The organism is Streptomyces sp. NPDC048825, assembly GCF_043198355.1.
GTDB lineage: Bacteria > Actinomycetota > Actinomycetes > Streptomycetales > Streptomycetaceae > Streptomyces > Streptomyces xiangluensis.
This window is the reverse complement of sequence record NZ_JBICUR010000025.1, coordinates 110,165-135,747: the sequence shown is the minus strand read 5'-3', so window position 1 is coordinate 135,747 and position 25,583 is coordinate 110,165. Positions and strand designations below refer to the sequence as shown.

The following is a 25,583-nucleotide window of genomic DNA, read 5'->3' as shown; positions in this document are numbered from 1 at the left end:
CTCGCCCTCGGCCTGGTCGCCCTCGTGCGCTGGCTCGGCTCCGGACGCCAGGACTCCCTCCTGTCCGTCGAAAACACCGTAGGAGTCGCCGCTCCGGCAGGTGAGGCCGTGTGACCACCGCCGCCGCTCAGCTGACCGCCGCGACCGCTCAGCGGCACCTGCTGCTGAACATGACCGCCAACGGTTCGCTCGGTCCCGAGGGCGAAGACCTCCTCGTCGTCCGGCGAGGGGAGGGTCCGTACGTCGACGACGCGGAGGGCAGGCGCTACATCGACGGCCTGTCAGGGCTGTACTGCTGCCAGCTCGGCTACTCCTACGGCCCCGAGTTCGCCGCGGCCGCCGAGCGGCAACTGCGCGAGCTGTGCTACAGCCCGCTGTGGACCGGCTCCGCGCACCCGACGGCGATCGAACTCGCCGAGCGGCTGTCCCGGATCGCCCCCGTGGACATCGAGCACACCTTCTTCTCGAGCGGCGGTGCCGAGGCCGTCGAGACCGCCTGGAAGATCGCACGGCGATACCACGCCCTGCGCGGCGAGCCGGGCCGCACCAAGGCCATCGCCCGGCGCGGCGCCTACCACGGCCTGACCATCGGCACCCTGTCGCTCACCGACGACCCCGGCCTGACGGAGCCGTACGGCCCGCCGGCGATCGACACCCGGTTCGTGTCGAACACCAACCGCTTCGGACTCGCACCGGAGTTCGCGGACGACGATGTGTACACGGCATGGCTGCTCGCTGAGCTGGAGGCCGCGATCCTGGCCGAGGGCCCGGAGACCGTCGCGATGCTCATCGCCGAGCCGGTGCAGAACCGGGGCGGCTGCATCACCCCGCCCGAGGGTTACTGGCAGGGGTTGCGGGCGCTGGCCGACCGGTACGGCTTCCTGCTCGTCGCCGACGAGGTGATCACGGCCTTCGGCCGGGTCGGCGAGTGGTTCGGCGGGGACCGCTACGGCGCCCGCCCGGACATCGTCACCGTCGCCAAGGGCATCACCGCCGGATACGCCCCCATGGGAGCAACTCTCGTCAGCAACCGCGTAGTTGACGTCATCAACCGGCCCGGCGTGGTCCTCAACCACGGCTACACCTTCGCCGGTCACCCGCTGAGCGCGGCCATCGCCCTGCGCAACCTGGAGATCATGGAGAGGGACGGAGTCCTGGACAACGTCCGCGGCCTCCAGGACCACTTCGCGAACCGCATGGCGTCCCTCACGGACCTGCCGATCGTCGGCGATGTCCGCGGCACCGGGTTCTTCTACTCCTGCGAACTCGTCGGCGACCTCGACGACGGCGGCTTCAGCGACCTCGCCCGCGCCGGCCTGATCCTCGACCTCATCCCGCGCAGGCTGCGCGAGGCCGGCCTGCTGGCCCGCGTCTACAACCGCTCCGCGCCGCTGGTCCAGATCGCGCCCCCGCTGATCAGCGACCGCGCCCTCCTGGACCGTATCGCCGCGATCCTCGCGGGCACCCTCGCCGAGGCCTCCAACCGCATCTGATCCACCTTTTGGAAAGGAACCACATGTACTCCATCGGTCCGCTGACCGTCGCCCCCGGCGAGCGCGCCCAGGGCCTGATCCCGGTCGGCACCAGCAGCTACGGCGTGGAGCTCGGCATACCGCTGATCGTCGTCAACGGCGCGCAGGACGGCCCGGTCCTGTGTGTGGACGCGGGCGTGCACGGCGACGAGTACGACGGCCAGGAGGCCATCCGGCGTGTCCTCGCCGAGATCGACCCGGCCACCCTGCGCGGCACCGTCGTCGGCATCCCCTGCCTGAACACCCCGGCCTTCGAGGCCGCCGCCCGCGCCAGCGGCATCGACCACCTCAACCTCAACCGCATCTTCCCCGGCGACGCGGAGGGCTCGTACTCCCAGCGCCTGGCCGCCACCTTCGTCGAGAAGGTCGTCCCGGCCGTCGACGCCGTGGTCGACCTGCACACCGGTGGCGCCTACGGCGAGATCGCCCCGCTGGTCATCCTCCAGGGCGGTTACGAGGACCTGGCCACCGACATCGCTCTCGCCGCCGGGCACGAGCTGGTCTGGAAGGGCGGCAAGTGGGGCGGCACGGTCCGCCACCCCGTTCTCGAGGCCGGCAAGCCCGCCATCACCATCGAGTGCGGTGGCGCCACCTACCGCGAGGCCAACGTCGAGCAGCACATGAACTCGGTCCGCAACATCCTGCGCAGCCTCGGCATGACCGACGGCGAGGCGGAGCTGCGGGACACCTACAAGACTGTCTCCGGTACCTTCGCCCGCTCCGCCTCCGGCGGCTTCTTCGTCGCTCACGCCGAGCCGGGGGAGACCTGCAAGGAAGGCGACCTGATCGCCACCATCACCGACCACTACGGCAACACCCTGGAAGAGGTCAGCGCCCCGCAGGAGGGCATCGTGCTCTGGGTCCGCCGGATCCGCACCGTCCGCCCCGGCGACGAGGTCGTCATCTTCGGCGAGGTCCTCGGGGAGATCCGGCCATGACCGGCGAACTGCAGCTGACCGAACTGCTCATCGACGGCAAGCGGGTCCCCGCCGCCGACGGCCGCTCCTTCACGGTCCTCGACCCCTCCGACGGGACGGCCATCGCCCAGGTGGCGCTGGCCGGCGAGGGGGACGTCAACCAGGCGGTGGCCGCCGCACGGGCGGCGTTCACCTCTCCCGATTGGGCCGGGATGCGCGCCTCCGACCGGGGCCGGATCCTGTACCGGATCGCCGAGGCCATCCGCTACCAGGGTGAACGGCTGGCGCGTCTGGAGAGCCAGGACGTCGGCAAGCCGCTCCGCCAGGCGAAGGCCGACGTCGAAGCCGCCGCCCGCTACTTCGAGTTCTACGCGGGCGTCGCCGACAAGCTCGGCGGCACCACGATCCCCCTCGGACCCGGCCTGATCGACTACACCGTCCGCGAGCCGATCGGCGTCTCCGGCCATATCATCCCCTTCAACTACCCCCTGCAGAACACCGCGCGGGGTTCCGCCCCGGCGCTGGCGGCGGGCTGCACGGTGGTGCTCAAGCCCTCCCCGGAGGCGCCGCTCACCCCGCTGGAGATCGCCCGGATCGCCCTGGAGTGCGGCCTTCCGCCGGGCGTCCTGAACGTCGTCCCCGGTGACGGCGAGACCGGCGCGGCCCTCGCCGGCCACCCGGACATCAACCAGGTCACCTTCACCGGCTCGGTACCGACCGGCATCAAGGTTGCCCAGGCCGCCGCCGCCAACGTGGTCCCCTCCGTCACGGAACTGGGCGGCAAGTCCCCGGTCGTCGTCTTCGCCGACGCCGACTTCGACCTGGCCCTCGGCGCAGTCGCCGCCTCGGCCTTCGGCAACGCCGGGCAGACCTGCTCGGCCGGCACCCGACTGCTGCTCCAGCGCGGCGCCGAGGAGTTCCTGGACAAGCTCGTTGCACACGCCGCCGCACTGCGCGTCGGCCCGGGTCTCACCGACCCGGACGTCGGCCCGCTCGTCGCCGCCCGGCAGCGCGACCGGGTGCTGGGCTACCTGGACCTGGCCCGCGAGGAGGGCGCCGTGGCACGGGCCGGCGGCCGTGCGCCGTCCGACCCGGCCCTGGCCGACGGCTACTACGTCGAGCCGACCGTCCTGACCGGCCTGACCAACGACGCCCGGTGCGCCCGCGAGGAGATCTTCGGCCCCGTCATCACCGTCATCGAGTTCGACGACGCCGACGAGGCCCTGGACATCGCCAACGACAGCCCGTACGGCCTCGCTTCGTATGTCTGGACGCGCGACATCGACAAGGCGATGCGCCTGGCCGAGGGAATCCGGGCCGGCCAGGTCTACGTCAACCCCACCGGCGTCGGCACCGGCGTGGAACTCCCCTTCGGCGGCTACAAGCACAGCGGCTGGGGCCGGGAGAAGGGCCTCGCAGCACTAGACAGCTACACGCAGACCAAGAACGTCTGCATCGGCTTCGGCAACCGGTCATGAGATACCGCACGCTCGGTGAACGTGGCCCGGCCGTCTCGGTGGTGGGCGTCGGCGGCAACAACTTCGGCGCCCGCGTCGACGAGGACGGCACGAAGGCCGTCGTCCACGCCGCCCTCGACGCCGGGATCACCCTCTTCGACACCGCCGACATGTACGGCGGGGTCGGGGAGAGCGGCACCGGGCGCGGTGACGGCGAACGGCTCCTCGGCGCCGCCCTCAAGGGCAGACGTGACGAGGTCGTGCTGGCCACCAAGTTCGGTATGGAGATGGGCCGGGACGCGGACCTGTACGGGCCGCGCGGGGCACGTGCCTACCTCCGGTACGCGGTGGAGGCGTCACTGCGCCGACTCGGTACCGACTGGATCGACCTGTATCAATACCACGAGCCGGACGGCGTCACCCCGCTGGAGGAGACGGTGGCCGCGCTCCGAGAGCTGGTCGACGAGGGCAAGATCCGGTACATCGGCTGCTCCAACCTCCCGGCCGAGCACCTCACCGACGCCTTCGTGTCCACCCAGGCCCGCTACCACCTGCTCGACCGCGGCGTGGAGCAGGACCTGATCCCCGCGTGCCTGCGCCACGGCGTGGGCCTGTTGCCGTACTACCCGCTGGCCAACGGCCTGCTCAGCGGCAAGTACCGGCGCGGTGAGCAGCCTCCGCCCGGCAGCCGGCTGTCCTGGCGGCAGGGCTGGCTCACCGACGCGGCCCTCGACAAGGCCGAGGCGCTCACCGCGTACGGCGCCGAACGAGGACTCACCCTCCTCCAGGTCGCCGTGGGCGCACTGGCCGCGCTCCCCGCCGTCGGCTCCGTCATCTGCGGCGCCATGACACCTCAGCAGGTCACAGCCAACGCGGCGGCGGCCGACTGGATCCCCGACCCCGCCGCCCTGGCCGCACTCGACGCGATCGTCACCCCCGGCGAACGCGTCGTCTGAAGCCCCCACCCCGCCCCGCCCCAACCCACCCCCTGGAAATCCGGAAACCCGCGAGACTGAGGCGAACACCATGCGAGAGATCGTCACCTTCGACGCTTATGCGACCCTGATCAACTTCGAGCTCGCCCCCACGACCCTGAAGGTCATCGAGGATCGGCTGGACCTGGACAACCTGGATGTCGACGAGTTCCTCGACGACTTCCGTGTGATGCGCTTCCAGGCCGTCCTGGAGGCCTACCGCCCGTACCACGAGATCCTGCACTCCAGCCTGCGGAACGCCATGCGCCTGCACGGCCTGGAGTACCGCACGTCCGACGGCGACGCCCTGGTCGAGGCCGTCCCCACCTTCGGCCCCTTCCCCGAGGTCCCGGACGCGCTGCGCGCGCTGAAGACCAAGTACGAGATCGCCATCATCTCCAACACCGATGACAACCTGATCGCGCGGAACGTCGAGAACATCGGTGTCGAGTTCGACTACGTCATCACCGCCCAGCAGGCCGGCGCCTACAAGCCGGACCGCCAGACCTTCGAGCACGCCTTCAAGACCATGGGCGTCGAGCCGTCCCAGGTCATCCACACCGCCCAGGGCTGGGAGTACGACCACATCCCGACCCGCGACCTCGGCCTGAAGCGTCGGGTGTGGATCAACCGCTACGGCCACCCGGGCAGCGCCGACTACCAGCCGTACGACGAGCTGCCCGACCTGTCGGGCCTGCCGAAGCTGCTCGGCTGCTGACCGACGCGCAACGGCGAAACAGACCGAAAACACAGAGGACGCACGCCATGAAGCAGATCCCCTACTGGCTGGACACAGCCCCCGCCCTGCCCGACCGGTCCGGAAAGGACCTGCCCACCGAGGCGGACGTGGTGGTCATCGGCGGCGGCCTCACCGGCCTGTCCACCGCCTACCACACCGCCCGCAAGGGCGCCCGGGTCGTCCTCGTCGAGAAGGACAAGGTCGGCTCGGGCGCCTCCGGGCGCAACGGCAGCATGTGTACCCAGGGCATCACCATCAGCCCCGCCGACGCCCGCAAGCGCTACGGCCAGGAGCGAGCCCTCGAGCTGTACAACGCCTTCCGCGACGCGGTCGACGTCGTCGAGGAGCTCACGGTCCGGGAGAAGATCGACTGCGACTTCAACCGTTCAGGTCGCCTCGGCCTGGTCTGCAAGCCCGGGCACTTCGAGGGCCTGCGGGCCAAGCAGCGCGACCTGGCCGAGAACTTCGGCCACGAGACGGTCGTCCTGAGCAAGAGCGACCTGCGGGCCGAGCTCGGCTCGGACTACTACCACGGTGCCCTGCTCGACCCGCTCAGCGCGGGCCTGCACGTGGGCAAGTTCGTCGGCGGCCTGGCAGGCGCCGCCGAGCGTGCCGGCGCCGAGATCCACGAGCGCAACGCCGCCACCGGCCTCACCCGCCTCCCCGGCGGCGGCTTCCAGGTGGAGACCATGAACGGCACCATCCGTGCCAAGCAGGTCATGGCGGCGACGGACGCCTACACCGACAAGTCGATGCCGTGGTTCCGGAAGCGGCTGATCAACGTCGGCAGTTTCATCATCGTCACCGAGCCGCTGGGGGAGGCGCGCGCCAAGGAACTCATCCCGAACGGCCGCCTGCTGGTCGCCCACAAGAATGTCGGGCACTACGTCCGCCTCACCCCGGACAACCGCCTCGCCTTCGGCGGCCGGGCCCGCTTCGCCCCCTCGAACCCCGCCTCCGACGTCAAGAGCGGCGACATCCTCAAGCGGGAGATGACCGAGATCTTCCCGCAGCTGGCCGGGGTGCGGATCGACTACGTCTGGGGCGGCATGGTCGGCATGTCCTGGGACCGCGTCCCGCACGCGGGCGAGGTCAACGGCCTTTACTACTCCATGGGTTACTGCGGCCACGGCGTCCAGATGGCCACCTACATGGGCCGCGCGGTCGCCGAGATGATGGACGGCAAGCCTGAGGCCAACCCGCTGCGCGACCTCGGCTTTCCCAAGGTTCCTGTCCCCTTCTACAACGGCACCGCCTGGTTCCTGCCGTTCGGCGGCGCCTACTACAAGGCCAAGGACCGCCTGCTCTGAGCAAGCGCCGACACCGGTGACACTGCGGGGGCCTTCCGCGACATGGCCGCGGGAGTGCCGCAAGAAGCTGTCCACGGTCACGCCGATGTCGCCGTGACCGTGGACGGCCACCCGGTACCGACGGGAAAACGATCACTGGCCTCGACGGTTCCCGAATCCTTGTCGACTGAAGAGCAGCGGACCAGCCACCAAGCATCCCCGGAGGGCGGCCGACGTCGGGCGGGTGACCGCGAGACGTCGGCCGTCCGGCGTCGCCGCGGTCACGCCCCGGTGGTCATCGCGTCCCGGACCTTGGCGGTGTCCACGAACTGCTCGAAGCGGACGATCAGCCCGCCCCGTAGGACGAAGTGGTGCGCGACGCGCACGTCGATCGATTTGCCCGTGGCCTTGTTGAGGGCCGTGTAGCGGGCCAGGACGACGACGTTCTCGCCGTCGACGACGTATGTGTCGTCGTGGGCGACCCAGTTGTCCCACTCCTTGGCGAGCTGCTCCATGACCTGGGAGGTGACGCCGTCAGGGGTGCGGTAGGTGCCGGCGAGCGGGAAGCCGGCCATCTCGGTCCACTCCACGTCGGGGGCGAGGGTGGCGCGCAGGGCGTCCAGGTCCCCGGCGGCGGAGGCCAGGTACTGGCGGCGTACGACGTCGGCGGGGGCGGTGGAGGCGGCGAACTCGGTCACGTTCAGCCCCACTTCATCTCGCCCTTGGCCACCTTGGCACCGATCTGGGCGGCGATCACCATGCCGTTGTCCGGGTAGCGCTTGACCAGCGCCTCGGTCAGCGAGGCGCCGTCGGCGGCACTGGTCAGTTCCTCTTCGAACGCCACCAGGTAGTCGCGGGTGGCAGTGATGGCGGAGGCGTCGGCGGGGGCATCGGGGAGCCGGTGGCCGGGCACCACGAGCTGAGGCTCGAGGGCGGCCATCTCGTCCAGCAGATCGAGCCAGGCGGAGCGATCCTCAGAAGTCGGAGTGTCGGCCACCCAGACATGCTCCTTCTGGAACAGCAGGACGCCGCCCAGGATCGCGCGGTGCTCGGCCTGCCACAGGTAATGCCGGTCGGGCAGTCCGGCCGGGCCGCCCTTGAGCTCGAAGAGGTGGCCTTCCAGGCTGAGGCCGCCGGTCACGGGCTCGAGGCCGACGAGGCGGGTCGGCAGGTTCGGGCCGAGGGCCGCCCACGCCTTGAGCTTGCCCTCGTAGGAGTGGTGGATGTGCTCGATGACGTGCTCGGTGGCGACGAACTTCGCCTCGGGGAAGGCGTCGGCGAGGACTTCGGCGCCGAAGTAGAAGTCGGGGTCGCCATGGCTGATGAACACGGTGGTCAGCCGCTTGCCGGAGTCGAGGATTTCAGCGACCAGCCGGTGTCCGTCGGCCCGGGTGAAGCCGGCGTCGACCAGCAGGGCCTCGCTCTCGCCGGTGACGAGGGTGGCTGTCTTGTTCTTGCTGCCGGCGGGGAAGTCCAGATCGAGGATCTTGAAGTCGAGCGTGTTCATGGGGAGGTTCCTAACTCTCGAACGTAGTCTCCTCAGGAACATTATCTGACGCGTCAGATATTTCCATCGTGGGCGTCCGGTTGCCGTAAACCGGCTCTCGCAGCGGGTACGCCATGCTGCCCGGCGACCGTGCAGCGCCCCTCAGGGCAGCAGCGGCAGGAAGTCCCGGGCCGAGCGGCTCAGAATCCGCAGGTCCTCCGCGAAGCGCTCCCGGTGGGACGGCGGCAGGGGCTCCAGGAAGTACCGTTTGATGTTCTCCACGTGGAGCCGGGATGCGCGTACGGCGGTCTCCTCGCCCAGTGGTGTCAGCCGCACCAGGCGTCCCCGGCCGTCGTTCGGATCCGTGACGCGTCGCACCAGCCCGGCCGCCTCCATCCGGTCCACCAGCCGCGTCGCCCCGCCGGTGCTGAGCACCTGCTCCTGGCTGATCGCCCGCATCGACAACCCGGGGTCGCCGGCCCGTCCCAGGATCAGCAGCACCTCGTACATCAGGTGGCTGATCCCGCACTCCTCCTCGATCTTCCGGCCCAGGATGTACTCCAGCCGGTTCGCGGCACCCTGCAACCGTCCGAAGGCCAGGACCAGCGCGTTGTCGGCCGCCTCCTGGGCGGTCGTGATCTGCCTTTGCTCGTCCAGCTCGTCCACAGCACCTCCGTATGTTCGTCCAGGCGGAACCTACCGCGCCTGCTCGCAGGCGGGAGGCTCGGTGCCTGTGGGGCGGGGGTCGTGCGTTGCGGCCCGGTTGCCGCGATGGTGCGCGAAGTCTTGACACGTCCTGTTCGACTGCGTAGATATGACACCGCAGTCATGACAGCGCAGTCATACAGCTGACCACCCGGTCCGGTCGGGTGAGCTGCAGGGCAACGGGCCGTGACTGGCTAGGATTTGAGCCGCCGAACATCGGGAGACGGAATGACGCGAGTGGGAGGTCGGGGCGGCAGCCCCGCCGCGCCGCGCAGCGTGGACGTGGCCCGGCTGGCAGGTGTCTCACAGAAGACGGTGTCGCGGGTCCTCAACGGTGAGCGGTACGTGTCCGACGAGGTGCGCCGGCGGGTGCTCGAAGCCGCCGAGGAACTCGGCTACCGGATGAACAATGCGGCCCGGGCACTGGCCTCGGGGCGCTCCCGCACCATCGGCGTGGTCACGCTGGGAACCGCCCTGTACGGGCCCGCCTCGCTGCTCATCGGCGTCGAGCGGGCCGCCCGGGACGCGGGTTATGCCATCCGGGTGGTCAACACCCTGGAGGGTGAGCCGGGAGGCGTCGCCGGGGCCGTGGAGTCACTGCTCGAGCAGGGTGTGGACGGCATCGTCGTATCCGAACCGATCGATGAGGGATCGGTCTCGCTCAGCGTCGATGTGCCGGTCCTCGTCCTCGGTGCGCCCGCGGTGTTCGGCGGTCCACGGACCGTGGCCGCGGGGGTCGGCGCCGAGTCGCTGGCCCGGGCGGCCACCGAACACCTGCTGGACCTTGGTCATGTGACGGTCCATCACTTGGCTGGTCCGCAGGGGTGGTTCGCCGCCCGGGACCGTCTGGGGGGCTGGCGGGCGGCGTTGTCGGCACGCGGCAGGGAACAGCCGCCCGTGATCGAGGGCGACTGGTCGGCCGAATCCGGCTACGCGGCGGGCCGCGAGTTCGCCTCCGCCGGGGGCGTCACCGCCGTGTTCGCCGCCAACGACGACATGGCCATCGGTCTGATCCGCGCGCTGACGGAAGCCGGCCTGCGGGTGCCGGGCGATGTGAGTGTCGTCGGCTTCGACGACGTCCCCGTCGCGGCCTATGTCACTCCTCCACTGACCACGATGCGCCAGCCCTTCGACGCCGTGGCGAACGACGGGATCCGGCTCCTGGTGCAGGCCATCGAGAAACCGGACGCGGAGCCGGCGCCGGCGCACGATCCGCCGGTCGAACTCGTCGTCCGCGCCTCGACCGCACCCCCGCCGAGCCGGAAGACCCCGGCACGCGGGCGGCGTACGGCCTCCCGCACAGGCGGCTCGGCACACTCGCCTCCGGCCGGGGACGGCCGCCCGCCATTAACCGAGCCCACCGTCAACTGACCCCACCATCAACTGAACCGCATTCGTCGGCCGCCCGAGTGGCGCCTGCTCATGGCCGGGCGATGAGACTTCAGCCTGCGCTCACTGCCCGTCAAAAACCTTCCCCGACCGCGGACTTACGACCGTGGACTACTTGCGATACGGCACCTGACGCGCGTGCCGGCCGCACCCCGCGCGACGCAGACCCGAACATGGCGACCCCGATGCCCTGGTAGCGACGGTCCGCGCCTCACCCCTCCTCACACCTCCCCCCTCGCACCTCTCCTCCCCACTCATACGAAGCGTCCTCGCCAGGCGCTCCGTCCCTCTGCCCATCGCCTTCCCAACGTCTGCCCTTTGGCGGGAGTTCACCATGCCCCGATCCTTCGTTCCCACGTCCTCCATGAGCCGCCGGCGGTTCCTCGCCGCGACCGGCGCGGTGTCCCTCGGCGCCGCACTCGCCGCGTGCAGCGGCGACAGCGACTCCGGCTCCTCATCCGCAGAGCCGGTGAGCCAGGCCGACATCGACAAGGCGATGAAGACGCCGACCGAGCTGACGTTCTGGACCTGGGTCCCGGACATCCAGCAGGAGGTCGCGCTCTTCAAGAAGAAGTACCCCGCGATCAAGGTCAAGGTCGTCAACGCCGGCCAGGGCGTCGCCCACTACACCAAGCTGCGTACGGCGCTGAAGGCCGGAACCGGCGCACCGGACATGGTGCAGATCGAGTACCAGGCGATCCCCACCTTCACGATCACCAACAGCCTGCTGAACCTCGCCCCGTACGGCGCCACAGCACTGAAGGACCAGTTCGTCGACTGGACTTGGGGACAGGTCAGCGGACCCGGCGGCGAGGTCTGGGCGATCCCCCAGGACACCGGCCCCATGGGGATGCTCTACCGCAAGGACATCTTCGACAAGCACGGCATCCAAGTGCCCGAGACCTGGGACGAGTTCGCGGCCGCCGCACGCAAGCTCCACAAGGCCGACCCGAAGGTCTACCTGACCAACCTCGCAGCGAACGAACCCGCCGCCTGGCACGGCCTGTTGTGGCAGGCGGGCGCCAAGCCGTATGCGACCTCGGGCAAGAGTAATCTCTCCATCAGCGTCGACGACGCCGTCTCCCAGAAACTTGCCGAATACTGGGGCGGGCTCGCGAAGGAAGGCGTCATCAGCACCGACCCGGACTTCGCCGACCCCTGGTACGCCGGGTTCAACAAGGGCAAGTACGCCACCTGGCTCACCGCGGCCTGGGGCCCGTCCTTCCTGGCCGGCTCGGCCAAGTCCACCTCGGGCAAATGGCGGGCGGCGCCGCTGCCGCAGTGGGATGCCGCCAAGCCGGTTGCCGGCAACTGGGGCGGCTCCACGACCGCGGTCACCGCGGCCACCAAGAACAAGATCGCGGCAGCGCAGTTCGCCCAGTTCCTCAACAGCGACCCGGCCAGCGCCAAGATGTTCGCCACAAAGCAGTTCTTCTTCCCGGCGACCAAAGCCCTGCTCGCGGACGCGAGTTTCACCGGCAGCGCGCCCGAGTTCTACGGCGGGCAGAAGGTCAACCAGATCTTCGCCGACATCAGCGACACGGTCTCGCCCGAGTTCCAGTGGCCGCCGTTCCTCGACCAGGCGGCGACCGACTGGACCGAGACCGTCGGCAAGTCCCTCGCGGCCAAGTCCGACACCGTCGACGCGCTCGGTGCGTGGCAGTCCCGGCTCACGGCGTACGCCAAGAAGCAGGGCTTCACGGTCAAGGGGACCTGACATGGCTGCCACGACCGCGGCCTACGCCAAGAAGTCGCGCCGAGCGGGACCGTCGCCACGTCGCCGGTCCGGCTCGGCAGGACCTCTGTTCGTCGCCCCGTTCCTGATCCTCTTCCTCCTGCTGTTCCTCGCCCCGCTCGGCTACGCCGCCTACCTCAGCCTCTTCCAGGAACAGCTCATCGGCGGCACGGTGTTCGTCGGCCTGGACAATTACGTCACCGCCCTCAAGGACCCTCAACTCCTCCACGGCGTCGGCCGCGTGGCCCTGTTCTTCGTCGTCCAGGTGCCGCTGATGCTGCTGCTGGCCCTGCTGTTCGCGCTCGCGCTCGACAGCGGCCTGCTGCGGCTTGCGCGCGTGATCCGGCTGGGCATCTTCGTGCCGTACGCGGTCCCGAGTGTGGTCGCCACGCTCATGTGGGGCTACCTGTACGGCCCCGACTTCGGCCCCTTCGCCCAGCTCAGCCGCAATCTCGACCTGCCGGCCCCGCAGTTCCTCAGCGAGGGCTGGATGCTCGGCAGCCTGGCGAACATCGTGACCTGGGAGTTCGTCGGCTACAACATGATCATTCTGTACGCGGCCCTGCGGACCATCCCGCACGACCTGTACGAGGCGGCCGCGATGGACGGCGCAGGAGCCTGGCGAGTCGCCTGGTCGATCAAGCTCCCGGCGCTGCGGCCCGCTCTTCTGCTGACCCTGCTGTTCTCGGTGATCGGCAGCTTCCAGCTGTTCAACGAACCGAGCCTGCTGATGAAGATCGCCCCCGACGTCATCAGCAGCTCCTACACCGCCAACCTCTACGCCTACTCCCTCGCCTTCACCGGCCAGCAGGTCAACTACGCGGCCACGGTGTCCTTCCTCCTGGGCCTGGTCATCGTCATCGCCTCCTACGCCGTGCTGCTCACCGCGAACCGAAGGAGGGAAAAGTGACGACCACCATGCCGAAGGCCACGACCGCACCGGCCGACGGCCCGGCCCCCACCGCGCCGAAGCGGCGCCGGTCCGCGTCCCCCCGCCGCAGCACCCCGCTGACCATCGCCATGCTGGCGGCCCTGGCCTACTTCCTCCTCCCGCTGTTCTGGCTGCTGGTCGCCTCGACCAAGAGCACCCAGGGCCTGTTCGACAGCTTCGGCCTGTGGTTCTCCCGAGCCCCGCAACTGTGGGCGAACATCAGTCAGACCTTCACCCAGGACGACGGCGTCTTCGTCGACTGGCTGCTCAACACAGCCGTGTACGCCGTCGTCAGCGCAGTCGGCGCGGCGATGATCGCGGCTGCCGCCGGCTACGGCTTCGCCAAGTTCCGCTTCCGCGGCGACCGGGCCGCCTTCAACCTCGTACTCGGCGCCATCATGGTCCCGGCCACCGCGCTGGCGATCCCGACCTACCTTCTGTTCGCCAAGGTCGGCCTGGTCAACACCCCCTGGGCGATCATCCTGCCCTCCCTCGTCAACCCCTTCGGCCTCTACCTCATGCGCGTCTACGCGGCCGACGCGGTCCCGGACAGCCTCCTGGAGGCCGCCCGCATCGACGGGGCGGGGGAGGCACGGATCTTCTTCCGGATCGCTCTCAGGCTGCTGGGCCCCGGCCTGGTGACCGTCCTGCTCTTCACGCTCGTGACGACCTGGAACAACTACTTCCTGCCGCTGATCATGCTCAACGACCCGAGTCTCTACCCCATCACGGTCGGCCTCTCCGCCTGGGCCGCCCAGGCGCAGAACGGCGGGGGCGGCGCCAGCAGCGACATGCTCCCGCTCGTCGTGACCGGCTCCATGATCTCCATCGTGCCGCTCGTCATCGCCTTCCTCATGCTGCAGCGCTACTGGCAGAGCGGTCTGGCGACCGGAAGCGTCAAGCAGTAACGCCCCCAACACTCCCGGAGGTTCCTTCATGGCGGATCTGCCTGCCCGCGTCCTGTTCGGCGCCGCGTACTACCACGAGTACACGCCCGCGTACGACCCCCAACTGCGGCCCGACGAACGGCTCAAGACCGACCTCGACCTGATGGCCGCGGCGAACTTCACCGTGATCCGGGTCGGCGAATCGGTCTGGTCGACCTGGGAGCCTACGAGCGGGCGCTTCGACCTCGACTGGCTCCAGCCGGTCCTCGACGGCGCCCACGAGCGCGGCATCGCCGTCATCATCGGCACGCCGACGTACGCGGTGCCGCCGTGGCTGGCCCGGCAGTACCCGGAGATCACGGGCGAGCGGGGCACCGGCGACCGCATCGGCTGGGGCGCCCGCCAGGAGGTGGACTTCACCCACCCGGCCTTCCGCTTCCACGCCGAGCGGATCATCCGCAAGATGGTCGCCCGGTACGCCGACCACCCGGCGGTCATCGGCTGGCAGGTCGACAACGAGCCGGGCCTGCATCTCCTCCACAACCAGGGCGTCTTCCAGCGCTTCGTCGACCACCTGCGCGAGAAGTACGGGGACGTCGAGACCCTCAACCGCGAGTGGGGCCTGGTGTATTGGTCCCACCGACTGTCGACGTGGGCGGACCTGTGGACGCCGGACGGCAACGTCCAGCCTCAATACGACGTCCGCTGGCGGGAGTTCCAGGCTCGCCAGGTCACCGAGTTCATCGGCTGGCAGGCGGACATCGTGCGCGAGTACGTCCGCCCCGAGCAGTTCGTCACCACCTGCATCTCGTACACACGCCAGGGAGTGCAGGACGACGAGCTGTCCGCCCGGCTCGACATCGCCTCCGGCAACCCGTACTACGACATGCAGGACGGTCTCCTGCTCCCCGACCCCACGCCCGACGACCACGAGCAGATGTGGAAGACCACCGGCGTCTGGTCGATGTACCAGACCGCGGACTGGATGTTCTCCTCCCGCCAGGAGCCGTTCCTGGTCACCGAGACCAACGCCCAGTGCATCGGCACCCCGTGGGACAACCGCCCCGCCTACGACGGACAGTGGCGGCAGGCCGCATGGGCACACGTGGCGCGCGGCGCGCGGATGATCGAGTACTGGCAGTGGCAGACGCTGCACTTCGGCGCCGAGACCTACTGGGGCGGAGTCCTTCCCCACAGCGGTCAGCCCGGCCGCGCGTACGCCGAACTCGCCCGCCTGGGCGCCGAGTTCGAGGAAGCAGGCCCGCTCGTCGCCGGGCTCGAACCGGACGCCGACATCACGATGGTCTACTCGACGCCGAGCAAGTGGCTCATGCAGAAGCACCCCCCGCTCGCGACCTCCGACGGCGACCCCGACCCCGCCGCCTATCACCGGATCTTCGACCCCTTCTACCGCGGCGCCTTCGAGGCCGGCCGCCAGGTGCGGATCGTGCACGCGCGGCAGCTGCACGACCCGCGCGGTGAGCAGGAGGGTCCAGCGCCGGAGGAGGCCGCACGCCGCCACCCCGTGCTGGTCGTACCGGGCTTGTACATCGCCGCCGACACGACCCTCGACTGGCTCGCGGCCTATGCCGACGCGGGCGGTCACCTGGTCCTCGGCCCGCGCACGGGATACGCCGACCACGAGGCCAGAGCCCGGCACGAGGCGGCACCCGGACGTCTCACCGAGGCCGCGGGCGTCACGTACGACGAGTTCAGCAACCTCGCGCGCGACCTCCCGGTGCACCCCGTACCCGGCAGCCCGCTGCAACTGCCGCAAGAGGCGACGGCGACCCGCTGGGCCGACGGCCTGACCGTCACCGACGCCGACGTGCTGGCCTCGTACGACCACCCGCACTTCGGCCGCTGGCCCGCGGTCACCACGCGCCGCCACGGCGAGGGCCGCATCACGTATGTCGGTACGGTCCCCGGCCGGGCCCTCGCCCGCGCGCTGGCGACCTGGCTGGCACCCTCCGCACGCCACGGCTGGCGGGACCTGCCGGAATCGGTCACCGCGACGACCGGCACGTCCCCCGACGGGCGCCGCGTCCATGTCGTCCACAACTGGAGCTGGGAGCCCGCCCGCGTCTGGGCCCCCCTGGCGATGACCGACGCCTTGAACGGCACGTCCGTCCCCGCGGGCACAGCTGTGGACCTCGGCGCCTGGGACGTACGCGTACTCGTCTCCTGATCCAACCTCTGATCCAACCTCGCGAGCATCACCATGACCATCCCCGATCCCCCAGGAGGGGCTGTGCAGAGCAGAAGACTTGGCAAAGCGCTGGGAACTTTCGTCGCGGGTTCAGCGATGCTGGGCCTGACCATGAGCAGCGCGCAGGCGTACAACCCGACGGGCGGGATCCTGTACCAGCTCGGCAATGAACCGTGTCTGAAGGGCCGGGGCAACTGCGCGATCTACGTCAAGTCGGCGCAGTTGCAGAGCGGACGTCTCGTCGCGGCATTCGAGAAGGCCACGGTCGTCCCGGAGACGGGCAGCGCCGACGGAGAGACGATGCCGGTCTACAAGAGTGACGACTACGGAACCTCGTGGCAGCCGCTGGCAGACGTCAAGGCTCCGGCGTACCTCTCCAGCGACCCCAAGTACGCGAAGTACAAGAGCAACTGGGCGAGCCCGTTCCTCTACACGCTTCCGCAGGACGTCGGCAAACTGAAGAAGGGCACGCTGCTCCTGGCGACCATCGTGACGGGCGACGACCACTACTACCTCGAGAACAAGGCAGCCGACCCGAACTGGACGCCGTCCAATGACGGAGACCGCAGTGACATGGCTCTCGCCCTGTACTCCAGCACCGACGAAGGCGAGAGCTGGAAAGTCCTCAACGTCATCGCGACAGGCGGCTGGCAGGGCGGCAGCGCGGGCGCGATCGGCAGGAACGTCGCCAAGGCGAACACGTACAAGCAGGTCGATCCCCTCTGGGAGCCGTACCTGATGGTCCACAAGGGCCAACTCGTCTGCTACTACTCCGACGAGAACGACTACCTCGGCTTCGACCCGGTCACCGGTGTGCCGAAGCTGGATCCGGACAACGACACCGCCCGGGACTCGCACGGCCAGATCCTGGTCCACAAGACCTGGAACGGCCGCAGCGCGCAGTGGAGCGAGCCCGTCGTCGACGTCGCCGGCCTGACCCAGGACATGGGAGGCGGCAAGACGCAGATCGGAGGCGGCCGGCCGGGCATGACGACCGTCGTCCCGACGACGGACGGCAAGTGGCTGCTCCCCTACGAGTACTGGGGCGGCGGAACCAACACCCGGTACGTGATCGCCGACGACCCGCTGAAGTTCTACCGCGGCTCCACGGACAACCCCGTCACCTCACTGCCGGTCGACGCCGGTTCCCGTCGTCTCGCGGTGAACGGAAGCCCGGTCGTCATCAACCTCCCCGACGGGCGCCTGGTGTACAACGCCGCGGGCAGCGGCAACGTCTGGGTCAACGAGAGCGGACGCAGCGACGGCGTGTGGAAGGAGTACCAGACGAATTCGCCGGCCTCCTACAGCCGCAACCTGCAGTACGTCCAGGGCACCGGCCGCATCTCGATCCTCAACCACCAGGGCACCTCGACGATCGCCCACTCCGAGGTCGACCAAGGCCGCTCGGACGGCGCCTACTACCAGCTCGTGAACCGCAAGACCGGGCAGGTGATCGGCACCGGCGGCAAGACCAACGACGCCAACATCGGCAACGGGGACGTTCCCGACGTCCGCCTGGAGGACGCCGGCTCGGTGGCGAACAAGGACACGCAGTACTGGCACCTGGCCACCAAGGCCGATGGTGCCCTGACGCTGCTCAACAAGTCGGGCGGCCGTGCCGCGGGCATCTGGACGGCGAATCCGACGGTCGGCCAGCGGATCGGCCAGTGGGTCGACGACACCCCGGCGGGCCTCTGGAACCTCACCAGGACCGCTGACGGCTACTACAAGTTCCAGTCGGCCAAGAACACCAACGTGTACCTGACCGGTGCATCCGCCGGTGCGCCGCTGACCCTCCAGAACGCGGTCGCGGACGGCTCCCAGGAGTGGCAGCTCGTCCAGCAGGCACCGACCTCCGCGGCCCTGACGAAGAACACACGGTCGAAGCGTCTGACCGCGAGCACCGTCGGGAGGAACGCCACCCTGTCGCTGAACGCCGCCGCCTCGGACCCCGCGGGCACGGCCCTGCACGCGAACAAGACCGGCCAGGTCTACGTGTTCGCGGCCGACGGCAAGGTCACGGACCTCGGCCCGGTCTCCTTCGACGAGGCCCAGAAGGGCAGCGTGGCGCTCCCGGGAACCCTCGCAGCCGGGACACAGGTCAAGATCGCCGTGCAGTTCGACGACGGGCCGCTGATGTGGGACACGGCCAAGGTCCGGTGATCTGCTTCCGGCCGGTGATCTGAGGGCCACAAGACATCACAGGGCTGAGGAGCGGGCTCACCGCTCCTCAGCCCTGCACGGCCGTTCGGTCGCCGACCGCGTCGAACCCTTCGGCCGGTCTCAGGCCGCGAGTTCCTTCCTGATGCGGTCCAGCATGAACGCCGAGGAATCCCGGGCCCGTTCCTCCCAGGCGAAGACACAGGACGTGGCGACGCCATCGAAGTTCAGTTCGCGCAGGGTGCCGAAGAAGGTGTCCCAGTCGACCTCGCCCTGGCCGATGTCCAGGTGCTGGTGGATACGGGCCGGGGTGCCGGGCGGGTTGAGGATGTAGCGCAGGCCGCTGGAGCCCTTGTGGTTGAAGGAGTCCGCGATGTGCACGTGCTGGAGCTTGTCGCCGGCGTAACGCATCATCGCCGCGATGTCCGCTGTCGGATCCGCCCCCGAGAGGTGGAAGGTGTGAGGGGCGCAGTAGAGGTAGTTCACCCAGGGCTTGTTGATCGCGCGGACCAGGTCGACCGCGGGGGTGTTCTCCTCGCAGAAGTCGTCCGGGTGGGCCTCCAGGTTCAGAGCGATGCCTTCGCGCTCGAACACCGGCAGCAGTTCCTCCAGCGAGCGCCAGAAGGCCGCCTCGCTCTCGGCGGCGCGCTCGGGGCGGCCGTTGAACTCCGAGTTCATCAGCGGACATTCGAGGTCCGCGGTGATCTCGATCATCCGCTTCCAGTACCGTACGGCGGTCTGCCGCTCGGTCTCGTCGGGCGAGGACCACTTGTACAGCGGCAGCACCGAGGACAGTTGAACGCCGTGCGTGCGCAGGGACTTCTTCAACGCCGCGACGCGCTCGTCGTCCGCCCGCGGGTGCAGGAAGAACGGCATGAAGTCGTCGCGCGGGGACAACTCGATGTACTCGTAGCCGAGTTCGGTGACTGTGCGCACCATGTCGTCGAGCGGCAGGGCGCGGAACATATAGGGGTCGAGGGCGATTCTCACGCGGCACCTCCGTAGAACGCGGGGCGGGGCTTCATGTCGGCGGAGACGACCGTGCCGTCGGTCTCCAGGGAGCGGACGGCGGCGTCGGTGATGACGGTGGCGGCGTAGCCGTCCCAGGCGGACGGGCCGGTGGGCTCGGCGCCCGCCGTGACCGAGGCGATCCACTCGCGGAACTCGGTGTCGAAGGCCTCCGCGAAGCGGACCTTCCAGTCCTGCGTGACGGCCGTGGCGTGCCGGGCCGCGGTGCGGATGCCCACGGCGGACGGGTCGGGCAGCCGGACCAGGCCGTCCTCGCCGACGACCTCGCACTGGATGTCGTAGCCGTACTGGCAGTTGACGAAGACTTCGAGGTCGATACGCACGCCGCTCACGGTCTCGAAGATCATGATCTGCGGGTCCTTGAGGTGCTCGAACCGCTTGCTCGTGGCGCGCGGCGTGACCACCTGGGCGGAGATGATCTCGTCGTCGAGCAGCCAGCGCAGTACGTCGATCTCGTGGACCGCTGTGTCCTGCGCCGCCATCGCGGAGTGGTACGCGTCGGGGACCGTCGGGTTGCGGTGGGCGCAGTGCACCATCAGCGGTGCGCCGAGGGAGCCGGCCGCGAGGACCTCCTTCATCTGGCGGTAGCCGGGGTCGAAGCGGCGCATGAAGCCGACCTGGACCAGGCGGCTGCCGTGCGCGCGCTCGGCCTCGACGATGCGCAGACAGTCCTCGGCGGTCGTCGCGAGGGGCTTCTCGCAGAACACGGGCTTGCCGGCCGCGATGGCGTTCAGGACGTGCTCGGCGTGGGTGGGGCCCCAGGAGGTGACGAGGACGGCGTCCACGTCGGGGGAGTTGATCAGCTCGGCGCCGCTTGGCAGCACGGCGGCGCCGACGGTGGCGGCGACCTCGGCGGCCCGGGCCGAGTCGAGGTCGGTCACCACGGTGACGGTGGCCCCGGTGACCACCTCGGTGAGGCGCCGGATGTGGTCCTGGCCGATCATTCCGGCGCCGACGACACCTACACGTACGGTCATGGCCGTATCCCTTCGAAGGGCTTGCGGGGCCGGGAGTCCATTGGCGGCCCACAGGGAGAGGGGGTTCAGGAGAAGCGGGCCTTGAGTTCCGCTTCCAGCGTCTCGAGCGTGCGGCCCTTTGTCTCGGGGACGTAGCGCTTCACAAAGGCGAGCGAGAACAGGCCCGCCAGCACAAAGAGGAAGAAGGTGTTGGAGATCCCGATCCCGTCGACCAGGGACGGGAAGACCAGACCGATCACGAAGTTGGTCAGCCACAGCACCACGGCCGCCACACCCATCCCGAAGCCGCGCATCCGCATCGGGAAGATCTCCGACAGCATCAGCCACGTCACCGGCGAGATCGCGCCCTGCTGGAAGGCCAGGAAGGTGACGGTCATGGCGAGCACGGCGTACGCCCGGCCGTCTCCGGAGGGCAGCGCCAGGGAGAAGACGCCGATCAGCAACAGAGCGGCGGTCGTGCCCATCTGGCCGGCCATGAGCATCGGGCGGCGCGCCACCCGGCCCAGCAGCCAGATGCCGACGAAGGTCGCCAGCACCGAGATCACGCCGTTGGCGATGTTCGCCGTGAGCGCGCTGTCCGCGGCGAAGCCGGCGTCGGTGAGGATCTGCGTGCCGTAGTACATGATCGTGTTCACGCCCGTGATCTGCTGCACGATCGCGATGCCGAAGCCGACGAACATCAGCTTGCGCACCCACGGTGTGCTCTTCATGTCCTGCCAGCCGCCGAGCTTCTCCTGCTCGTCCTTCACGGCCAGCGAGGACACCTCCGCGAGCTCGGCCTCGGCCCGCTGCTGGGAGCGCACCTGCTTGAGGACCTCCAGGGCCTCGCCGAAGCGGCTCTGGGAGGCCAGCCAGCGCGGGCTCTCGGGCATCACCAGCATGCCGAACCACAGCACGACGGCGGGGATGGTCGCGATGACGAGCATCCAACGCCAGACGCCGCCCGACTCATCGCCCACCCGGGCGATGATCGCGTTCGAGGTGAAGGCGAGCAACTGCCCACTGACGATCATGAGTTCGTTACGGGTGACCAGGGCGCCGCGCCGCTCGGCGGGCGAGACCTCCGCGAGGTAGACCGGCACGGTCACCGACGCGCCACCGACCGCGAGGCCGAGCACGAACCGGGCCACGACCATGACCGCCGTGTTCGGGGCGAGCGTGCAGCCGAGCGCGCCGATGAAGAACACCACGGCGAGAACGAGGATGGTGCGGCGCCGTCCGCGCCCGTCCGACAGCCGCCCGCCGGTGACGGCGCCGAGCGCGGCACCGAGGAGGAGCGAGCTGGTGACCATGCCCTCGGTGAACGGGGTCAGGCCGAGGTCATCGGTCATGTACGGCAGGGCGCCGTTGATGACGCCGGTGTCGTAACCGAAGAGCAGTCCGCCGAAGGTGGCGATGAGCGTGATGACCCGCAGCCGCCGCTTGACCGTGGGCGAAGCGTCGTCCGGGACGGCGGTGGCGGGAATGGGAGCCTGAGCCGTGTCCTTGCTGACGTCCATGGTCACCTCCTACTTGTCGTCGAGGGCGGGGCGCCGGGTACCGGCCAGTCCGCAGCCGGCCAGGTAGTCGCGCGTACTGACCGCGATGGGCAGCGGCACCTCGGGAGCGCACGGGTACAGGTCCTGCTCGACGATGACGAACAACTCGGCGTCCAGCTCAGCGAGTTCGGCGACCACGTCGTCGGGCTTCGGCACACCCGCCGGAGGTGACACGCACACACCGCGCTTGACGGCCTCGCCGAAGGAGAGGTTCTCGGCGGCCACCTGGGCGAGGATCTCCGGGTCCATCTGTTTGATGTGGACGTAGCCGACGCGCTCCCCGAACCGGCGGATCAGGTCCAGGTTGTCCCCGCCGCCGTAGGCCACGTGCCCGGTGTCCAGGCAGAGGTTGGTGTATCGGGAGTCCGACTCGTTCAGCAGCCGCTCGATCTCCGGCTGCGTCTGGATGTGGCTGTCCGCGTGCGGGTGGATGACGAGGCGTACGTCGTACTCGTCCAGGAGCAGCTTCCCGAGCCGGTCGGCGGCCCGGCCGAAGCCCGCCCACTGCTCGGCGGTCAGCTCGGGCGACTCGGTGAAGCCGCCGGTCTTCTCGTCCCGGTACATGGGTGGGATGAAGACCAGGTGGTGGGCACCCGCGGCGGCGGTCAGCGCGGCCACCTGCCGGACATGGGCGAGCATGTCGTCCCAGGCCTCCGGCCGGTGCAGCGCGCCGAACGCGGTGCCGCCGGAGACCTGGAGCCCCCGGGCGTGGAGCTCCGCTTTCAGCCGCTGCGGGTCCGTGGGGAGGTAGCCGTACGGGCCCAGCTCCAGCCACCGGTAACCGGCCGCGGCCAGCTCGTCGAGGAAGCGGGTGTACGGAACCTGGTGCTCGTCCTCGGGAAACCAGACGCCCCATGAGTCGGGGGCCGAGCCGAGACACAGGTTGCCCACGACGGTGCGGAGGGGGGACGGCGTCGTTGCCATAGTGCACGTCCTTCGAAGAGGGAACGGGTGGGGGTTTGGGGAAGCTCGGGGAGTTGTCAGCAGGAGGACTTGACTGACGCGCTCTACTAGCGCGCGCTAGTGCGAGTACGATGGCCCCTGTCCAAATGTCATGTCAATAGCTTGTTGCCGGGAGATTTCAGGACTGCCCGTATGGTGGGCGCGTCGAAGGGTGGTTCACAGGTGAGTGCGTCGGGCAAACAGCGGCCCACGATGGTGGACGTCGCCGCGAAGGCGGGCGTGTCCAGGGCGCTCGTCTCGATCATCTTCCGCGACCAGCCGGGGGCGAGCCAGGAGACCCGCGAGCGCGTACTGCGCGTCGCCGACGAGATCGGCTACCGCCCCGACAACGCGGCGCGGCTGCTGGCCCGTGGCCGCAGCCGCACGCTGGGCGTGATGTTCACCGTCCACCAGACCTTCCACGCCGACCTCGTCGAGGGCATCTATCCCGAGGCCGAGCGGCTCGGCTACGAGGTGTTGCTCTCCGCCACCGGCCAGGGGAGGGGCGAGGCGAAGGCCGTCGAGGCCCTGTTGAGTCATCGCTGCGAGGCGGTGATCCTGCTGGGCCCGGACACGGTGGCTGCGGACCTCGATGCCCTTGGCCACCGTACGGTCGCCGTCTCCGTCGGACGCCGGGTGCCCCAGACCCGCGTCGACAGCGTGCACACCGCCGAGGGCAAGGGCGTACGGCAGGCCATGGACCACCTCTACGAGCTGGGGCACCGCCGGATCGTGCACATCGACGGCGGCCGGGGTCCTGGTTCGGCCGAGCGGCGGCGGGCGTATCGGGCCGCGATGCGCCGTCACGGTCTGCACTCCGGACTGCGGGTGATCCCCGGGGATCACACCGAGGAGTCCGGCATCGAGACAGGCCGCCTGCTGCTGGCGGAACGCGATCGCGGGGAGCCGCTGCCGACGGCGGTCCTCGCCGGGAACGACCGGTGCGCGATGGGCCTGTTGATGGCTCTGACGCGGGCCGGCGTCGACGTCCCGCGGGACCTGTCCGTCGTCGGCTACGACGACAGTCACCTGTCTCACCTGATGCCGATCGGCCTGACCACCGTCCGCCAGGACTCGCTCCTGATGGCGGAGTACGCGGTCCGGTTCGCCGTGGAACGCCTGGAGGACGGGGAACTGGAGCCGCGCGAGGCGGTCCTGGACCCGAAACTGGTGGTGCGCGGAACGAGCGGGCCGGCCCCGGAGCAGGGGCCGGCCTGAAGGCTCGGTGAGGGCCGAGGACCCGCGACCGCCTGGTCGTTACCGTGTGCCCTTCTCGGCGGACTTGGCGATGGCGTCGACGTTCCCCTCGGTGACGAAAGCCGGACCGGTCCGGACCACCCGCGGCGCCGGACGCCGGCACTGTCGGCCTGTGACGCGTGATCGTCGCCGCACGAGCATGCAGCGGTCGGCCGATGCGTGCGTTGCCCTGGAAACCGCCCCTGCTGAAAAGGGTCCGGACGGAGCGCCGGCATGGCGGGCCTGGCCGCGCTCACTGCGCGTCGGCGCGGGCCAGCCGTGGCAGGGCGAGGGAGACCGTCGAGGCGGCGAGCAGGGCCGCCGCGCACGACGCCCCGTAGCCCGCTGAGGCCCCGGCCGCGTCGACCACCCACCCGGACGTGGCGTAGCCCAGAGCCACCCCGACGGAGAGGCCTGAGACGATCCAGGTGATGCTCTCGGTGAGCTGAGAGGCCGGCGCCAGGCGGCCCACGAGCCCCATCGTGGTGATCAAGGTCGGCGCGATGGCCATGCCCGCCACGAAGAGCATCCCCGCCAGTGCCGCAAGACTCGGCGCGAACAGCAGCGGTGCCATCGTCACCGCCATCGCCCAGACGCTGACCAGCAATCCCCGTGTGATCGCACCCCGCGGCCTGACCGCGCCGAACACCGCGCCCGCCAGGCCCGAGCCGAGCGCGTACACGCCCAGGAGCAGGCCCGAGAGCGCCTTGTGGTGGTGTGTGTCGGCGAACGCCACCGTCACGACCTCAACCGAACCGAAGGACGCGCCCACCGACGTCACGGTCAGCACCAACAGGCCGAGTCCCGGGATGCGCAGCGCAGAGCCCCGGGCGCGTTGCGGCCCGGGGCGCACCGGCGGTTCCGTGCGCCGCTGGGCGGCGAACAGCAGGACACCGACGGCGAGCAGGACCGCGGCCGCCAGCGGACCTGCCTCGGCGAAGACGCTGGTGGACAGCGTGATCGCCAGGACTGGGCCGACGACGTAGATCACCTCCTCGAGCACCGTCTCCAGCGAGTACGCGGTGTGCAGCAGCCGCGGCGACTCCCGGTGGACCTCCGACCAGCGGGACCTGACGAGCGCGGCCATGCTGGGCATGCAGCCCGCTGCCGCCGCCGCGACGTACAGCGTCCATTCCGGGGCGGCATACCGGGCGCACAGCAGCAGCGCACAGATGGCGGCGACCGTCACGGCCATCGCGGGGAGGACGACCCGGCGCTGGCCGTGACGGTCGATCAGCCGGGAGATCTGCGGAGCGATCGCCGCGGTGGCGAGCGCCTGCGTGGCGGAGACCGAGCCGGCGAGCCAGTATTCACCGCCGAGTTGCGACAGCATGGTGATGATGCCGACGCCGATCATCGACATCGGAAGGCGTGAAACGAAGCCCGCGGCGGAGAAGAGCAGGCTGCCCGCAGGAGAGAAGATTCGGCGGTAATCGGAGAGCATGGACTCC

General features: G+C 69.7%; 20 protein-coding genes and 1 pseudogene. 13 read left to right on the top strand and 8 right to left on the bottom strand.

From position 1 onward, the window contains the following. Positions 1-170: 170 nt before the first annotated feature. The 6 genes from ACGFNK_RS41115 (at position 171) to ACGFNK_RS41090 (ending at position 6,929) form a co-directional block, all read left to right on the top strand. Complete coding sequence (locus ACGFNK_RS41115) at positions 171-1,493, top strand: aminotransferase class III-fold pyridoxal phosphate-dependent enzyme (RefSeq protein WP_393425068.1); 1,323 nt, start codon at positions 171-173, stop codon at positions 1,491-1,493. Positions 1,494-1,516: 23 nt separating this feature from the next. Further along, positions 1,517-2,470 carry a succinylglutamate desuccinylase/aspartoacylase family protein gene (locus ACGFNK_RS41110; RefSeq protein WP_393425053.1) on the top strand — a complete coding sequence of 318 codons (954 nt, stop codon included), beginning with the start codon at positions 1,517-1,519 and terminating at the stop codon, positions 2,468-2,470. Then, on the top strand, positions 2,467-3,927 hold the full coding sequence (locus ACGFNK_RS41105) for an aldehyde dehydrogenase family protein (RefSeq protein ID WP_393425050.1): 1,461 nt from the start codon (positions 2,467-2,469) through the stop codon (positions 3,925-3,927). Before ACGFNK_RS41110 ends, ACGFNK_RS41105 begins: the two co-directional genes overlap by 4 nt. Beyond that, the gene (locus tag ACGFNK_RS41100) at positions 3,924-4,862 is read left to right on the top strand and encodes an aldo/keto reductase (RefSeq protein ID WP_393425047.1); all 939 of its coding nucleotides are present in this window, start codon (positions 3,924-3,926) and stop codon (positions 4,860-4,862) included. Before ACGFNK_RS41105 ends, ACGFNK_RS41100 begins: the two co-directional genes overlap by 4 nt. 70 nt (positions 4,863-4,932) lie before the next feature. Beyond that, positions 4,933-5,598, top strand: a complete 666-nt coding sequence (locus ACGFNK_RS41095) for a haloacid dehalogenase type II (RefSeq protein ID WP_393425044.1) — start codon at positions 4,933-4,935, stop codon at positions 5,596-5,598. A gap of 47 nt (positions 5,599-5,645) precedes the next feature. After that, on the top strand, positions 5,646-6,929 hold the full coding sequence (locus ACGFNK_RS41090; RefSeq protein WP_393425041.1) for an NAD(P)/FAD-dependent oxidoreductase: 1,284 nt from the start codon (positions 5,646-5,648) through the stop codon (positions 6,927-6,929). Positions 6,930-7,189: 260 nt separating this feature from the next. Here the strand turns inward: ACGFNK_RS41090 and ACGFNK_RS41085 are convergent, their stop codons facing one another. The 3 genes from ACGFNK_RS41085 to ACGFNK_RS41075 all read right to left on the bottom strand — a co-directional run bounded on the left by ACGFNK_RS41085 (position 7,190) and on the right by ACGFNK_RS41075 (position 9,051). Continuing rightward, a complete protein-coding gene (locus ACGFNK_RS41085) occupies positions 7,190-7,606 on the bottom strand; it encodes a nuclear transport factor 2 family protein (protein ID WP_393425038.1) in 417 nt (138 codons plus the stop codon). A 2-nt stretch (positions 7,607-7,608) separates the two neighbouring features. Beyond that, complete coding sequence (locus ACGFNK_RS41080) at positions 7,609-8,415, bottom strand: MBL fold metallo-hydrolase (protein ID WP_393425035.1); 807 nt, start codon at positions 8,413-8,415, stop codon at positions 7,609-7,611. 141 nt (positions 8,416-8,556) lie between these two features. After that, complete coding sequence (locus ACGFNK_RS41075) at positions 8,557-9,051, bottom strand: MarR family winged helix-turn-helix transcriptional regulator (RefSeq protein ID WP_393425065.1); 495 nt, start codon at positions 9,049-9,051, stop codon at positions 8,557-8,559. A 276-nt stretch (positions 9,052-9,327) separates the two neighbouring features. On the opposite strand from ACGFNK_RS41075, the gene ACGFNK_RS41070 reads away from it, so the two are divergent. The 6 genes and pseudogenes from ACGFNK_RS41070 to ACGFNK_RS41045 form a co-directional block, all read left to right on the top strand. Further along, positions 9,328-10,470, top strand: a complete 1,143-nt coding sequence (locus tag ACGFNK_RS41070) for a LacI family DNA-binding transcriptional regulator (RefSeq protein WP_393425032.1) — start codon at positions 9,328-9,330, stop codon at positions 10,468-10,470. Positions 10,471-10,822: 352 nt separating this feature from the next. After that, positions 10,823-12,205 (top strand): ABC transporter substrate-binding protein, encoded by a 1,383-nt coding sequence (locus tag ACGFNK_RS41065; protein ID WP_393425029.1) that lies wholly within the window; start codon positions 10,823-10,825, stop codon positions 12,203-12,205. A 1-nt stretch (position 12,206) separates the two neighbouring features. Beyond that, entirely contained in the window at positions 12,207-13,133 is a 927-nt protein-coding gene (locus tag ACGFNK_RS41060) for a carbohydrate ABC transporter permease (protein WP_393425026.1), read from the top strand. Beyond that, positions 13,130-14,062 (top strand): carbohydrate ABC transporter permease, encoded by a 933-nt coding sequence (locus tag ACGFNK_RS41055; RefSeq protein ID WP_393425023.1) that lies wholly within the window; start codon positions 13,130-13,132, stop codon positions 14,060-14,062. Before ACGFNK_RS41060 ends, ACGFNK_RS41055 begins: the two co-directional genes overlap by 4 nt. Before the next feature lie 28 nt (positions 14,063-14,090). Beyond that, the gene (locus ACGFNK_RS41050) at positions 14,091-16,229 is read left to right on the top strand and encodes a beta-galactosidase (RefSeq protein ID WP_393425020.1); all 2,139 of its coding nucleotides are present in this window, start codon (positions 14,091-14,093) and stop codon (positions 16,227-16,229) included. 117 nt (positions 16,230-16,346) lie between these two features. Next, positions 16,347-18,092 (top strand): annotated as a pseudogene (locus ACGFNK_RS41045) (RICIN domain-containing protein); the annotation flags it as partial. 441 nt (positions 18,093-18,533) lie between these two features. On the opposite strand, the gene ACGFNK_RS41040 reads toward ACGFNK_RS41045, so the two are convergent. The 4 genes from ACGFNK_RS41040 to ACGFNK_RS41025 form a co-directional block, all read right to left on the bottom strand. Continuing rightward, positions 18,534-19,400: a sugar phosphate isomerase/epimerase family protein gene (locus tag ACGFNK_RS41040; protein WP_393425017.1), complete on the bottom strand. Its 867-nt coding sequence runs from the start codon at positions 19,398-19,400 to the stop codon at positions 18,534-18,536. After that, on the bottom strand, positions 19,397-20,416 hold the full coding sequence (locus ACGFNK_RS41035) for a Gfo/Idh/MocA family protein (RefSeq protein ID WP_393425014.1): 1,020 nt from the start codon (positions 20,414-20,416) through the stop codon (positions 19,397-19,399). Before ACGFNK_RS41035 ends, ACGFNK_RS41040 begins: the two co-directional genes overlap by 4 nt. Before the next feature lie 65 nt (positions 20,417-20,481). Next, the gene (locus ACGFNK_RS41030) at positions 20,482-21,915 is read right to left on the bottom strand and encodes a sugar porter family MFS transporter (protein ID WP_393425011.1); all 1,434 of its coding nucleotides are present in this window, start codon (positions 21,913-21,915) and stop codon (positions 20,482-20,484) included. A gap of 9 nt (positions 21,916-21,924) precedes the next feature. Next, a complete protein-coding gene (locus ACGFNK_RS41025; protein ID WP_393425008.1) occupies positions 21,925-22,878 on the bottom strand; it encodes a TIM barrel protein in 954 nt (317 codons plus the stop codon). 231 nt (positions 22,879-23,109) lie between these two features. On the opposite strand from ACGFNK_RS41025, the gene ACGFNK_RS41020 reads away from it, so the two are divergent. Next, positions 23,110-24,114: a LacI family DNA-binding transcriptional regulator gene (locus tag ACGFNK_RS41020; protein ID WP_393425062.1), complete on the top strand. Its 1,005-nt coding sequence runs from the start codon at positions 23,110-23,112 to the stop codon at positions 24,112-24,114. A 271-nt stretch (positions 24,115-24,385) separates the two neighbouring features. Here the strand turns inward: ACGFNK_RS41020 and ACGFNK_RS41015 are convergent, their stop codons facing one another. After that, positions 24,386-25,576, bottom strand: a complete 1,191-nt coding sequence (locus ACGFNK_RS41015) for an MFS transporter (RefSeq protein ID WP_393425005.1) — start codon at positions 25,574-25,576, stop codon at positions 24,386-24,388. Between the last annotated feature and the right edge of the window lie 7 nt (positions 25,577-25,583).